This window comes from Shewanella sp. M-Br (assembly GCF_036245925.1).
Taxonomy (GTDB): Bacteria; Pseudomonadota; Gammaproteobacteria; order Enterobacterales; family Shewanellaceae; genus Shewanella; species Shewanella oncorhynchi.
On sequence record NZ_BJBV01000024.1, the window covers coordinates 1 to 13,815 of the forward strand.

The window sequence follows — 13,815 nt, forward strand, 5'->3', positions numbered from 1 at the left end:
ACGACGCTTTTGCGTCGTTTTTTATTATCAAAGCGGTATCATCGCCGGATAAAGTAGAAGGCAACGCCAGTAAACAACAAGCTTGGCGCAACAGCCCCCACATAAGCAGGTAGCTCATACACTATACTCATGGGGCCAAAAATCTCATTACTGATATAAAAGCTAAAACCTGCTACGACCCCAAGTAATACGCGCGCGCCCATAGTCACAGTCCGCAGCGGACCAAATACAAACGACAGTGCCACTAACATCATCACTGCGACCGTCACGGGTTGCATCACCTTGCGCCATAAAGCAAGCTCATAACGGCTGGGATCTTGACTGTTAGTTTTAAGGTAATCAAGATAACCGACCAGACCCCGTATAGATAACGCCTCGGGTTTAATCGACACTACACTGAGCTTATCTGGCGTTAAACTTGATTGCCATTGGTCTTCTTCAAGATACTCAAGCACGACTTTCTCATAGCTTAAATCGGTACGTTTAACGTCAAATAAACGCCAGCGGTCTTGGGAAAATACCGCCCGGTCTGCGTGAACTACGTTGGTGAGCTTAAGTTCGCTATTGAATTTATAAAGCGTTATATTGCTGAGTTTATTGATGTTTTCAACTTCACCAATATTAACGAACAAATCACCATCCTTTGCCCAAATTCCACGGTGGGACTTAATTAAACTCCCACCAGAGAGTTTAACAGCTTGTAACTCATTCGCTTTTTGCTCAGCAATCGGTGCGCCCCACTCCCCTAAAACCATCACCAATAACATCAAAGGCACAGCAGTTTTCATCGCCGACATAGTGATCTGTAAACGGGACATGCCAGAAGCTTGCATCACCACAAGTTCGGAATTCGATGCCAACATTCCCATACCAATCAAAGCGCCTAGCAAGACGGCCATAGGGAAAAACATTTCAATATCCCGTGGCACTAAAAATAAAACATAGATGCCAGCATCCATCATGCTGTAGGTGCCACGGCCAACTAAACGCAGCTGATCAACCCATTTGATGATGCCCGACAAACCAGTCAACACCAGCAAACAAAGCGCTGAAGTGCTTAACAATATTCTGGCGATATAAAGGTCTAATATCTTCATGCTGCCACCTTCTTATTGGCAAACAAGGACGATATACGACTGAAAATAGGCCTATCTTTGCCAAGCAAGAATAACCCCATCAAGAGCGCAGAAACATGGATCCACCACATACCTAAATACAGTGGAATAATCCCATCTTGCAATGCCTTACGTCCCGCGACCATCAGTCCAAAATAGCCAAGGTACAAAAGTACTGCTGGGAACATCTTAGCGAACTTACCTTGGCGCACATTCACCCGCGCCAACGGCACAGCAATCAGTGTCATAATTGGAATCGCGAGCGGGATAGCAAGACGCCAGTGGAATTCAGCCGCGGCTTCAGCACCTTCAATTTTCACGAGTTCATCAACGGGCAGTGCAGATAACTTACGGCGACGCTCATCAACTTGCTGCTCTTTAATTTGCATTTTATAACCACCAAATTCGATCATTTGGTAGTCCTTTGCCTTCGGGCTGCCTTGATAACGCACCCCGTCATTCAAGTTCAATTGTTGAGCACCTGAACTATCTTCCTGTACTCGTCCACCTTTAGCCACCACGACATTGGTCACGCCAGTTTCATCATCAGGATCAGGTAGTTGGGCTACAAACACTTTATCTAACTCGTTATCTTTACCAATACGCTCAACAAATAATACCGCGCGACCATTGGGACTCGCCTGAAAACGCCCTTGGATTAAGGCGGCAAGACCCGCTTCGGACTGGGCTTTTTCGAGCACTTGGTTTTGCTGTTCTTCTGCCCAAGGGGCTACATAAAGGGATAAATAGCCAGTAAACAGCATATTGATCACGGCGAGGATCAGCGTTACGCGGGTGACATACCACTCACTGACCCCAACACCGTGGAGAATGACCATTTCATTTTCGGAATACATACGGCCGTGGGCCAGTAAAATACCCAAGAACAAACTTAACGGCAGCACTAAGATCACCAGATAAGGCAAGTTAAGCCCAATCAGAGTCATGATTAAAGAGGCGGGAAAATCGCCGTCGGAGGCATCGGCCAGTATACGCACGAAATGCTGGCTAATAAAAATAGTTAACAGCACTAAAAGTACCGCAATTTGTGCCTTTAAAACTTCTCGAATAAGGTATTTAAATACAATCACAGGCAGGATCCGGTCTCTAAACTTATCTTTTTGCTGGTAACAGACTAACTTTCATGTAAACTGTTTACTTTTGATAGTTTTCTGACCAGCTTCAGGGGTTCTTGGTAAACTTAACGTCACGAAATGCGTGACTCAAGCGCCGAGAATAAATCACCTTTGGAGTAATAACTTAGGCCCTTTTCGGGACAAGCAGACATTATCCAATAAATATAAAAATTTGTCTTTAAGAATCTAGGAGTGCTCATGGAGTTTAGCGTAAAGAGCGGTAGCCCCGAAAAACAACGCTCAGCCTGTATCGTGGTCGGTGTTTATGAACCCCGTCGTCTGTCGGGTATCGCGGAGCAATTAGATAAAATTAGCGAAGGTTATATCAGTAACCTACTGCGTCGCGGCGATCTGGAAGGTAAACCTGGCCAGATGTTATTGCTGCACCATGTTCCTAACGTATTGAGTGAACGTGTATTATTAGTGGGTTGTGGCAAAGAACGAGAATTAGACGAACGCCAATACAAACAAATCATCACTAAGACAATCAACACCCTTAACGAAACGGGTTCAATGGAAGCGGTTTGCTTCTTAACTGAACTGCACGTGAAAGGACGCGATACGTATTGGAAAGTACGTCAAGCGGTTGAAACCACTAATAGCAGTCTTTATAGCTTTGATGCCCTGAAGACCCGCAAAGGTGAAACACGCCGTCCACTGCGTAAATTAGTGTTTAATGTCCCGACTCGCCGTGAATTAACCTTAGGTGAGCGCGCCATCGAGCATGGTATGGCAGTATCTGCTGGTATGCATTTATGTCGCGATGTAGCCAACATGCCACCGAACATCTGTAATCCAGCCTATTTAGCTTCACAAGCTCGCCAAATGGCTGAAATACACGACACTATGCATGTCACCACTATTGGTGAAGAGCAAATGGCCAAACTGGGCATGAACTCATACCTTGCAGTCGGTCGCGCCAGTGCCAATGAATCCATCATGACTGTGATGGAATACAAGGGCGCTGTCGATAGCACAGAAAAACCAATCGTATTAGTCGGTAAAGGGTTAACCTTCGACTCGGGTGGTATTTCATTGAAGCCTGGCGAAGCCATGGACGAAATGAAGTACGACATGGGTGGCGCAGCGGGTGTTATCGGCACTATGAAAGCCATCTGTGACATGAAGTTACCTATCAACGTTGTGGGTATTCTGGCTGGCTGTGAAAACATGCCATCGGGTAATGCTTACCGTCCAGGTGACATTCTGACCACTATGTCAGGTCAAACCGTTGAAGTGTTAAATACCGATGCGGAAGGCCGTTTAGTCCTATGTGACGTATTGACCTATGTTGAGCGTTTCGATCCTGAATTGGTTATCGATACTGCAACCCTGACTGGCGCGTGTGTGATTGCCCTTGGTAAACACGCATCGGGTCTGTTCTCATCCCATAACCCTCTGGCACACGAGCTATTAAGTGCCGGAGAGCAAAGTGGTGACCGCGCATGGCGCATGCCATTGTGGGATGAGTATCAAGATATGCTCGACAGCCCATTTGCTGACATGACCAACTTAGGTGGTCGTCCTGCTGGAGCTATCACAGCAGCATGTTTCCTTTCGCGCTTTGCTAAAAAGTACAACTGGGCTCACTTAGACGTTGCAGGCACAGCTTGGAATAGCGGTGCTAACAAAGGTTCTACGGGTCGTCCAGTGCCACTATTGACTCAGTTCCTGATCAATCGTGCTGGCGTTGAACTCGGCGAATAACCGACTATCCGGCCTTAGTGTGTTAAAGGCTCGATAAATGAAAGGCGAAGATGAAAATCTTTGCCTTTTTTATTTTCTTAATTTAATCAGAAAATCGATTTCCTGAATAAATTAAGAAAATAAAAAAACTGAAAAACTAATGGTTTTAGAATCATTTTTCAAAAAGTTATAGCTCTACCCTCTTCATCTCCAACGGTTTGAAAGCATCCCATTAAGTCCCGCCAGACAGTGATAGATAAAACCTCACCGTAAGGTTTGCCCTAAGCATTAACCCATACTGACTTTTAGTGTAAACTGCTGCTTTCGTTCGCCACTAAAACAAGTGAAGCAAGGCATTGAAATCATGACTCAAGTGCTGTTTTATCTTATGCCGCCAGTAGCATCGCCTGCCAAAGCCAAGGCTGATTCACCTGTTGAAACCGCGAATGCGAACCCTGCACTTTGCGAGATGCATCTTCTGGCATGCCAACTGGCGCAACAGGCTTTTGTGAAGCAACAATGGGTCTATATCCATTGCCAAGATAAACAGCAAGCCCATGCAATTGATGAACTTTTATGGCAGTTTGAGCCAAGTGCCTTTGTACCTCATAATCTCAAAGGTGAAGGCCCGATGACGGGATCGCCGGTTGAAATTGGTTTTGATCGCCTCGGCGCCAACAAAAGTCGCCAAGTTCTGATTAATCTTGCAGACCAAGCGCCCCCATTTGCGGTAAACTTTGGCCACATTATCGATTTTGTTGCCAATGACGATCAGCATAAAGCGGTCGCTCGCGAACGTTATCGACAGTATCGCGGCTTAGGGGTCAATTTACAGACCCAAGACTTAGCAACACATCCACTTAATTAGTTTGAGACAGACACGTTCCCATGGAAAAAACATACGATCCGCAGTCCATCGAGCAAACGCTTTACCAAAACTGGGAAGAGCAAGGTTACTTCAAGCCACACGGCGATGAATCCAAAGGCAATTATTGCATCATGATCCCGCCCCCTAACGTGACGGGCAGCTTGCACATGGGCCACGCCTTCCAAGACACCATTATGGATACTTTGACCCGTTACCAACGGATGAAAGGCAAAAATACCCTATGGCAAGTCGGTACTGACCATGCGGGTATCGCCACCCAAATGTTGGTTGAGCGTAAGCTTGAAGCCGAAGAAGGCAAAAATCGCCATGACCTAGGTCGCGATGCCTTTATGGATAAAGTGTGGGAATGGAAAGCGCAATCGGGCGGCACTATCACTAAGCAGCTACGTCGTATGGGCGCTTCTGTAGATTGGGACCGCGAGCGTTTCACTATGGACGAAGGCTTGTCCAAGGCCGTGCAAGAAGTGTTTGTACGTCTGTACGAAGACGAGTTGATTTATCGCGGTAAGCGTTTGGTCAACTGGGATCCAAAGCTGCACACGGCTATCTCTGATTTAGAAGTAGAAAGCAAAGAAAAACAGGGCCACATGTGGCATCTGCGTTATCCACTGGCCGACGGTGAACTGACTGCCGATGGTAAAGACTATTTAGAAGTCGCTACCACGCGCCCTGAAACCATGCTCGGCGACAGTGCGGTTGCAGTGCATCCCGATGATGAACGCTATCAAGCGCTGGTCGGTAAGTTTATTCTGTTGCCGATTGTTAACCGCCGCATTCCTATCGTGGCCGACGATTACGTCGACATGGCCTTTGGTACTGGCTGCGTGAAGATCACCCCAGCCCATGACTTTAACGACTATGAAGTCGGTAAACGTCACAACCTACCCATGTTCAACGTGCTGACCTTAGATGCCGCCATTCGCGTGAGCGCCGAAGTAGTGAACTCTGACGGTACTTTCAACAAAAATCTCGATGGCAGCTTACCTGAACGCTTTGCTGGACTTGATCGTTTTAAAGCCCGCGATGCTATCGTCGCCGAATTTGACACCTTAGGTCTGCTCGAAAAAATCGCACCTCATGCCTTGAAAGTGCCTTACGGCGATCGCTCAGGTGTGGTTATCGAGCCGATGCTGACCGACCAATGGTATGTGGCTGTTGCGCCAATGGCGAAAACCGCTATCGAAGCCGTTGAAAATGGCAGCATTAAATTTGTACCACAGCAATACGAGAACATGTACTTCTCGTGGATGCGTGACATTCAAGACTGGTGTATTTCGCGTCAATTGTGGTGGGGTCACCGCATCCCAGCTTGGTACGACGAAAACGGCAAAGTCTATGTCGGCCGCAACGAAGCCGAGGTACGTGCTAAGCACAATATTGCCGACTCAATGACATTACGCCAAGACGAAGACGTACTGGACACTTGGTTCAGCTCAGCCCTGTGGACTTTCTCGACCTTAGGTTGGCCTGACAATTTAGAAGATTTAAAAACCTTCCACCCAACCGACGTGTTGGTGACAGGTTTTGACATCATCTTCTTCTGGGTTGCCCGTATGATCATGATGACCATGCACTTCATCAAAGATGAAGACGGTAAACCACAAGTCCCGTTCAAAACCGTCTACGTAACTGGTCTTATCCGCGATGAAGCGGGTAACAAGATGTCAAAATCTAAGGGCAACGTACTCGATCCATTAGACATGATCGACGGTATCGGCCTTGAAGATCTCGTTGAAAAACGTACCGGTAATATGATGCAGCCACAACTGGCCGCCAAGATTGAAAAGAGCACTCGCAAAGAATTTGCTGACGGTATAGAAGCCCACGGCACTGATGCACTGCGCTTTACGCTTGCGGCAATGGCATCAACGGGTCGTGACATCAACTGGGACATGAAGCGCTTAGACGGTTACCGTAGCTTCTGTAACAAGTTATGGAACGCCTCACGCTACGTGCTGATGAACACAGAAGATCAAGATTGCGGCCCTGGCTCACCAGAGCACAAAGGTGGCGAGATGGAGCTGTCGTTAGCCGATCGCTGGATTATTGGCTTGTTCAATCAAACCGTTAAGACCTTTGACGATCACATGACAGCATACCGTTTCGACTTAGCGGCCAATACCCTGTATGAGTTCACTTGGAACCAGTTCTGTGACTGGTACTTAGAGTTAACCAAACCGGTATTGCAAAACGGCACTGAAGCACAAATGCGCGGCACCCGTCACACCTTAGTGACAGTGCTCGAAGCGATGCAGCGCCTGATGCACCCTATGATGCCGTATATCACAGAAACCATTTGGCAGCGCGTTAAACCGTTAGCCGGTGTCGCAGGTGATACCATTATGCTTGCGCCGTTCCCAACATTTGATGCCGCTAAAGTCGATAGCGCAGCAATGGCCGATTTAGAATGGGTTAAGCAAGTGATCGTAGCGGTGCGTAACATTCGCGCCGAACTGAATATTGCCCCATCTAAACCGCTAAATGCCCTACTTCGTGGTGTTAGCGCGCAGGATAAAGCCCGTGTAGAAGCAAACCAAACCTTCTTCACTACGCTTGCCCGCTTAGAAAGCATGACCATTTTAGCCGATGGCGAAACTGCGCCTATGTCGACCACAGGTTTAATTGGCGAAATGGAGCTGCTGATCCCTATGGCAGGCTTAATCGATGTCGCCGCCGAAATGGCCCGTATCGACAAACAGCTTGAAAAGCTCGGCCAAGAGATAGCTCGCATCGAAGGCAAATTGTCGAACCAAGGCTTCGTGGCAAAAGCCCCTGCCGACGTTATCGACAAAGAGCGCGCCAAGATGGCCGATCTCAAGCGAGATATGGACAAACTCAATGAACAAAAATCTGAGTTTGCTAAGTTAGAAGCTTAAGCTTCTCATTTACTCTGATTCACTTGTTATGATTAGTTCTAACTGAATGAAGGGCAGCCACTTGGCTGCCCTTCTTGTATCTATATCGCTGCAATCTTTGAGCAACTATGAGCCTTAATCTACGCTTTTGAGCCAGATGCCGCCTTTAACCCGAGTCAATTCTAAACACTGCCCTTTAACTTACTACACCGCATTGAAACCACCTCACCATTCATCCTCATCACTCCCCGTGGTCTATCGCTCACGAGCTCACACGTAGCCCATCACTGCCGACATAAGTAAACACCACACATGTAGACTAAAGAACAGCTAATACCTCCAGAGGCAGCACTGAGAGACTGACATTGAGTGCAGACATGAATATCTAATGTCGTCATAGACTCTCAACACAGGCAAAAGCAGATTATTCAGTGAGTTGAACCTAAGAAAGAGAAGTGTTTAAAGCGAAATGGCTAAAGATAGCGACACCGAAGATACTAAGGTAAGGCAAAAGATGATGATGCAAAGTTAAGGTTAAACCTAAGCGGGTAAAAATATAATGAGTTAAACCATTACCGATTAAAAAATAAAAAAGCCCTGCAATTGCTTGCAGGGCTTATCTATATGGTGCGCGTGGAAGGAGTCGAACCTCCGACCGCCTGGTTCGTAGCCAGGTACTCTATCCAGCTGAGCTACACGCGCAAACTCGTTTTTGTACTTCTAATAGATCCAATCATGATTGAGTCTAGGATAAGCACTTTTATCTCGCAAATTTATTCTATTCCCCTCGACTAAGAGAATAGAATGGCGGAGAAGGAGGGATTCGAACCCTCGATGGGAGTTAAAGCCCATACTCCCTTAGCAGGGGAGCGCCTTCGGCCACTCGGCCACCTCTCCGCGTTTAACGCTTTAAATCAACAAGACGTATCTCGTTAACTATATTGGTGCGCGTGGAAGGAGTCGAACCTCCGACCGCCTGGTTCGTAGCCAGGTACTCTATCCAGCTGAGCTACACGCGCATGTTAAACGGTAAAACACTAATACGACCTAAATCATATTAATTTAAATTGGTGCGCGTGGAAGGAGTCGAACCTCCGACCGCCTGGTTCGTAGCCAGGTACTCTATCCAGCTGAGCTACACGCGCATGTTAAACGGTAAAACATTAATACGATTTAAATCATATTAATTTAAATTGGTGCGCGTGGAAGGAGTCGAACCTCCGACCGCCTGGTTCGTAGCCAGGTACTCTATCCAGCTGAGCTACACGCGCATTTTAACTCTTTGCTATAAGCAATTATCTACAAAATTTCTTATGAAATTCAAAACTGATGAGTTAAAGATTAACTAATGCAGAGATGGTGCGCGTGGAAGGAGTCGAACCTCCGACCGCCTGGTTCGTAGCCAGGTACTCTATCCAGCTGAGCTACACGCGCGACTTGTATCTAAATTTACTTTTACATCAAACACTAATAAAAAATGGTGCGCGTGGAAGGAGTCGAACCTCCGACCGCCTGGTTCGTAGCCAGGTACTCTATCCAGCTGAGCTACACGCGCACTGTTTTCTATCTTTAAGAAATGGCGGAGAAGGAGGGATTCGAACCCTCGATGGGAGTTAAAGCCCATACTCCCTTAGCAGGGGAGCGCCTTCGGCCACTCGGCCACCTCTCCGTTTTCTTGGCGCACATATTACTGTTTGACGAAAATAAGTCAAACCCTTTTTCCGAAACAGATTCCATTTGAACTGTTTTTAATCACATTGCTGTTATATCAAGCCAATGTATTGATTTACGCCAATCTTTCGGTCTAAAAAATAAAAAAGCCAGTTAAAAAACTGACTCTTCTGTTGCCGTAGTACGCTTGCCAAAACAAGGTACTAAAAGTTACCACCTTCCGATGGTGTACCTGATTTTTCAGATTGAATGCGTTGGTAGATTTCTTCGCGATGAACAGAAACCTCTTTTGGTGCATTCACACCAATACGCACTTGATTGCCTTTTACCCCTAGCACTGTAACTGTGACTTCATCACCAATCATCAGTGTTTCGCCAACACGACGAGTCAAAATCAGCATTCGATAGCTCCTTTATTTCTTAATTCAGCTTACACACGGCACTCATCCGGTAGATGGGCTTATTATAAGGTCAGCTTAGTACAAATTAATAGTATTCAATACTCAAACGGTTATTTAATTACACCTTATTTAGCTCGAAAGCGTGATGTAACGCCCGAACCGCCTTGTGTAAGTCCCTTTCATCGATAACGGTTGATAATTTACTCTCTGACGTCGTGAGTAACTTAGCATGAATAGTTTCATTACCCAAGACTTCTAACATCTTAGTCAATAATCCCATTTTTGCCTGTAAACCTTTGCCAACTAAAGATACTTTTGCACGTTGACGTTCGATAATCAATGGCCCGAGTGCGAGGCTTTCACTTAAGCCTTCGAGCTCATTAAGTAGAGTATCGACCTTAGCCTCAGCGAGCATAAAACTGACGCGACCCGAAGGATCATCCTCATGGATCCTCAATGGAGAAATAAATTCCACGTCGATTTCCAATCGAGTTAAACAGCCTAACAACGCTTGATAGCGTTCACTGGTGGTAAACAGCCCTTCAATCGTCAGCGTTGCCAGCGCCTTATTAATCGCGATACCTTGCACTAACGAGGCAATCGTTAATTCCGACTCGTCGCCAAATTGGATTAACGTCCCCTGCCCAGCTTCAAAGCTCGACAATACTCGCAGCGGTACGCGAAAACGCTCGGCGTATTCAACAGAATCGGGATGCAATACTTTAGCGCCGAGCTTTGCCATTTCGAGCATCACATCAAACCCAATCACATCGAGGCGACGTGCACTGCTATCAATATTAGGATCTGTGGTAAATACCCCAGCCACATCGGTAAAAATCTGGCATTCATCGGCTTCTAACGCTGCCGCTAAGGCTACTGCAGTGGTATCTGAACCACCGCGTCCTAAGGTGGTCACTTCGCCTTGAGGATCGATGCCCTGAAACCCTGCAACGATCGGTACAACACCATCGGCAAGCAAAGACTGCAAATATTCAGTATCAACTCGCTCGATGCTGGCGCGGCCGAATTGACTATTTGTATGAATTTGCACTTGATCGCCCGTAAGGGATTTCGCTTTTATGCCGCGACGTTGTAGCGCCATCGACATCAAAGCAATACTCACTTGCTCACCCGTTGACACTAACATGTCTAATTCGCGCGCCGAGGCCCGCGGATTAATTTGTGCTGCAAGTGCAAACAGGCGATTCGTCTCACCCGCCATCGCGGATAAGACTAAAACTTGCTGCTCACCATTGTGAGCTGACTTTGTAATCTGCTCAGCGACCGCTTCGATACGTTCAATAGAACCCACCGAAGTGCCGCCGAACTTTTTCACAAAAAGCTTGCTACCACTAAGCTTTCGTTTTTGGGGCACAGCAACCTCTTAAGCTAGACGCTCAGTAATCCAAGGTAATACTTGAGCCAATGCCGCATCCAGATTTTCTGGCTGGCTACCGCCCGCTTGAGCCATATCAGGACGACCACCGCCTTTACCGCCCACTTGTGCAGCGACCATAGCGACTAGCTCACCCGCTTTGACTTTACCGATCAGATCGTTACTCACACCCGCGATCAGGTTAACTTTCCCTTCCTGCGCAGTGCCAAGCACGATAATGGCCGATTTCAATTTCTGTTTTAATTCATCTTGCAAGCCGCGTAGTGAACTTGCCTCAACGCCGTCTAATTTTTTGATCAGTACGTTAACGCCATTAACTACAACGGCATCCCCCACTAAATCAGCACTTGCTGCGGCCGCTAACTTATCTTTCAGCTGCGCCATTTCTTTTTCGAGCTGCTTCATCTTATCGAGCTGCGCTTTTAACTTAGCCACCACTGAGTTGGCATCGCCTTTCAATAAGGCAGCGGCTTCTTCCAGTTCAGCTTGTTGCTGCGCCACATAAGCCATAGCAGCAGCGCCAGTCACGGCTTCGATGCGACGTACACCCGCAGCAATACCCGCTTCAGAGGTGATTTTGAATAAGCCGATATCGCCAGTGCGACCGACATGGGTACCGCCACACAATTCGATAGAGAAATCGCCCATAGTCACAACACGCACTTGTGAATCATATTTCTCACCAAAGAGTGCCATAGCGCCTTTCTCTTTAGCTTCATCTATGCCCATTTCAGCGGTTTTAAGTTCATGGTTACGACGAATTTGAGTGTTAACTAATTCTTCAACTTCTTTTAATTCAGCAGCTTTTACGCCTTCGAAATGGGAGAAGTCAAAACGTAAACGCTCAGGATCAACCAAAGAACCTTTTTGCGAGACATGAGTACCGAGCACTTGACGCAGTGCGGCATGCAGTAAATGCGTAACAGAATGGTTTAACTGAGTACGGTGACGCAGTTTTTTGTCCACTTTCGCTTCAATAACTTGGCCAACGCTCAAGCTACCTGTAGCCAAAACACCTTGATGGCCCGTTGCTTGACCATACTTTTGCGTATCGTTTACCGTAAACTCAATACCGTTCGCAACCAATTGGCCTTTATCGCCTACTTGACCGCCAGATTCCGCGTAGAAAGGGGTTACATCGAGCACGACAACGGCTTCATCACCCGCTTTGATCGCCGTCACTGACTCACCATTTTGATAAATCGCGGTGACCTTAGCTTGACCCGCTAATTCGGTATAACCACTAAATGCAGTTTCAGCATCAATTTTCAGCGCAGCGTTATAATCTGCACCAAAGTTACCGGCAGCTTGTGCGCGGCTACGTTGTTCAGCCATGGCGACTTCGAAACCTGCCTCATCGACAATGATGTTGCGCTCGCGACATACGTCAGCGGTCAAATCCATTGGGAAGCCATAGGTGTCATACAGCTTAAATACGGTTTCGCCGTCTAAGGTGTCACCTTTCAACTCGTTTAAGGCAGTATCTAAAATACCTAAACCACGTTCAAGCGTACGGGCAAATTGCTCTTCTTCCGCTTTCAGTGCCTTTTCAACAATCGCTTGAGTCTCAGCTAACCCTTTTGCTGCATCGCCCATCACCGCAATCAAAGACGGAACCAGCTTGTAGAAGAAAGCTTCGGTCGCACCTAACTTGTTACCATGGCGAACTGCGCGGCGAATAATACGGCGCAGCACATAACCACGGCCTTCGTTCGACGGCATAACGCCATCGGCAATTAAAAATGCACATGAACGGATATGATCGGCAATGACTCGCAGCGACTTTTCAGATAAGTCACTAACACCAATGACCTCTGCGGCTTTAGCAATCAAAGTACGGAAAATATCGATTTCGTAGTTAGAATGTACGCCCTGCATAATCGCAGCAATACGCTCAATCCCCATGCCTGTATCAACCGAGGGCTTAGGCAAAGGTAACATTTCACCCGATGCTTGACGGTTGTACTGCATGAAAACGATGTTCCAGATTTCGATGAAACGGTCGCCATCTTCTTCAGGACTGCCAGGACGTCCGCCCCAAATATGATCACCATGGTCATAAAAAATCTCAGTACATGGACCACAAGGACCGGTATCACCCATTTGCCAGAAGTTATCTGACGCAAAGGCGGCACCTTTATTGTCACCGATACGTATGATGTTCTCGGCAGCGACACCAATTTTTTTATTCCAGATTTCAAAGGCTTCATCATCTGTCTGATAAATAGTGACGCACAGACGTTCCTTAGGCAGCTTTAACGTTTCAGTTAAAAAAGTCCAACCCAAACGAATCGCTTCTTCTTTGAAATAATCTCCAAAACTGAAGTTACCTAGCATTTCGAAAAAGGTGTGATGACGTGCTGTGTAGCCAACGTTATCCAAATCGTTATGTTTACCACCAGCGCGTACACAACGTTGAGCAGTGGTCGCACGCGTATAATTGCGTTTGTCCATGCCAAGAAACACGTCTTTGAACTGGTTCATGCCTGCATTGGTAAATAAAAGTGTGGGATCGTTGCCTGGCACTAATGAACTACTGTCCACAACTTGATGACCATTGCTGCGGAAAAATTCGAGGAAAGCGCTTCTGAGCTCTGCTGTAGTTTGATACATGAAATCATCCTGAATTGGGTAAGCATTACCAGCTACGCCTTAGGCTAGCCGTA

General features: G+C 46.9%; 8 protein-coding genes and 8 tRNA genes. 3 read left to right on the forward strand and 13 right to left on the reverse strand.

Annotated features, from left to right (window positions below; genetic code table 11):
• Nucleotides 1–38: 38 nt before the first annotated feature.
• Both lptG and lptF read right to left on the reverse strand, forming a co-directional pair.
• Entirely contained in the window at nt 39–1,097 is a 1,059-nt protein-coding gene (gene lptG / locus AAA952_RS18050) for an LPS export ABC transporter permease LptG (protein WP_105251819.1), read from the reverse strand.
• The gene (lptF, locus tag AAA952_RS18055; protein ID WP_113939369.1) at nt 1,094–2,206 is read right to left on the reverse strand and encodes an LPS export ABC transporter permease LptF; all 1,113 of its coding nucleotides are present in this window, start codon (nt 2,204–2,206) and stop codon (nt 1,094–1,096) included. Before lptF ends, lptG begins: the two co-directional genes overlap by 4 nt.
• A gap of 243 nt (nt 2,207–2,449) precedes the next feature.
• On the opposite strand from lptF, the gene pepA reads away from it, so the two are divergent.
• From pepA to AAA952_RS18070, 3 genes are all read left to right on the forward strand, one after another.
• Complete coding sequence (gene pepA / locus AAA952_RS18060) at nt 2,450–3,958, forward strand: leucyl aminopeptidase (protein ID WP_338258746.1); 1,509 nt, start codon at nt 2,450–2,452, stop codon at nt 3,956–3,958.
• A 343-nt stretch (nt 3,959–4,301) separates the two neighbouring features.
• Entirely contained in the window at nt 4,302–4,805 is a 504-nt protein-coding gene (locus AAA952_RS18065; protein ID WP_131523599.1) for a DNA polymerase III subunit chi, read from the forward strand.
• Nucleotides 4,806–4,825: 20 nt separating this feature from the next.
• Nucleotides 4,826–7,702 (forward strand): valine--tRNA ligase, encoded by a 2,877-nt coding sequence (locus AAA952_RS18070; protein ID WP_338258747.1) that lies wholly within the window; start codon nt 4,826–4,828, stop codon nt 7,700–7,702.
• Nucleotides 7,703–8,306: 604 nt separating this feature from the next.
• Here AAA952_RS18070 and AAA952_RS18075 read toward each other — a convergent pair.
• The 11 genes from AAA952_RS18075 to alaS all read right to left on the reverse strand — a co-directional run bounded on the left by AAA952_RS18075 (nt 8,307) and on the right by alaS (nt 13,762).
• Nucleotides 8,307–8,383 (reverse strand) — tRNA-Arg (locus AAA952_RS18075).
• A 103-nt stretch (nt 8,384–8,486) separates the two neighbouring features.
• Nucleotides 8,487–8,578 (reverse strand) — tRNA-Ser (locus AAA952_RS18080).
• A 45-nt stretch (nt 8,579–8,623) separates the two neighbouring features.
• A tRNA-Arg gene (locus AAA952_RS18085) sits at nt 8,624–8,700 on the reverse strand.
• Between the two features lie 49 nt (nt 8,701–8,749).
• Nucleotides 8,750–8,826: transfer RNA gene (locus AAA952_RS18090), tRNA-Arg, on the reverse strand.
• Between the two features lie 49 nt (nt 8,827–8,875).
• Nucleotides 8,876–8,952: transfer RNA gene (locus tag AAA952_RS18095), tRNA-Arg, on the reverse strand.
• Between the two features lie 86 nt (nt 8,953–9,038).
• Nucleotides 9,039–9,115: transfer RNA gene (locus AAA952_RS18100), tRNA-Arg, on the reverse strand.
• Between the two features lie 44 nt (nt 9,116–9,159).
• A tRNA-Arg gene (locus AAA952_RS18105) sits at nt 9,160–9,236 on the reverse strand.
• Nucleotides 9,237–9,258: 22 nt separating this feature from the next.
• Nucleotides 9,259–9,350, reverse strand: a tRNA-Ser gene (locus AAA952_RS18110).
• A 205-nt stretch (nt 9,351–9,555) separates the two neighbouring features.
• Nucleotides 9,556–9,753, reverse strand: coding sequence for a carbon storage regulator CsrA (gene csrA / locus AAA952_RS18115; protein WP_006082602.1), 198 nt, complete (start codon nt 9,751–9,753; stop codon nt 9,556–9,558).
• A gap of 118 nt (nt 9,754–9,871) precedes the next feature.
• On the reverse strand, nt 9,872–11,128 hold the full coding sequence (locus AAA952_RS18120) for an aspartate kinase (protein WP_006082603.1): 1,257 nt from the start codon (nt 11,126–11,128) through the stop codon (nt 9,872–9,874).
• Between the two features lie 9 nt (nt 11,129–11,137).
• Complete coding sequence (gene alaS, locus AAA952_RS18125) at nt 11,138–13,762, reverse strand: alanine--tRNA ligase (protein ID WP_263195720.1); 2,625 nt, start codon at nt 13,760–13,762, stop codon at nt 11,138–11,140.
• Nucleotides 13,763–13,815 lie beyond the last annotated feature (53 nt).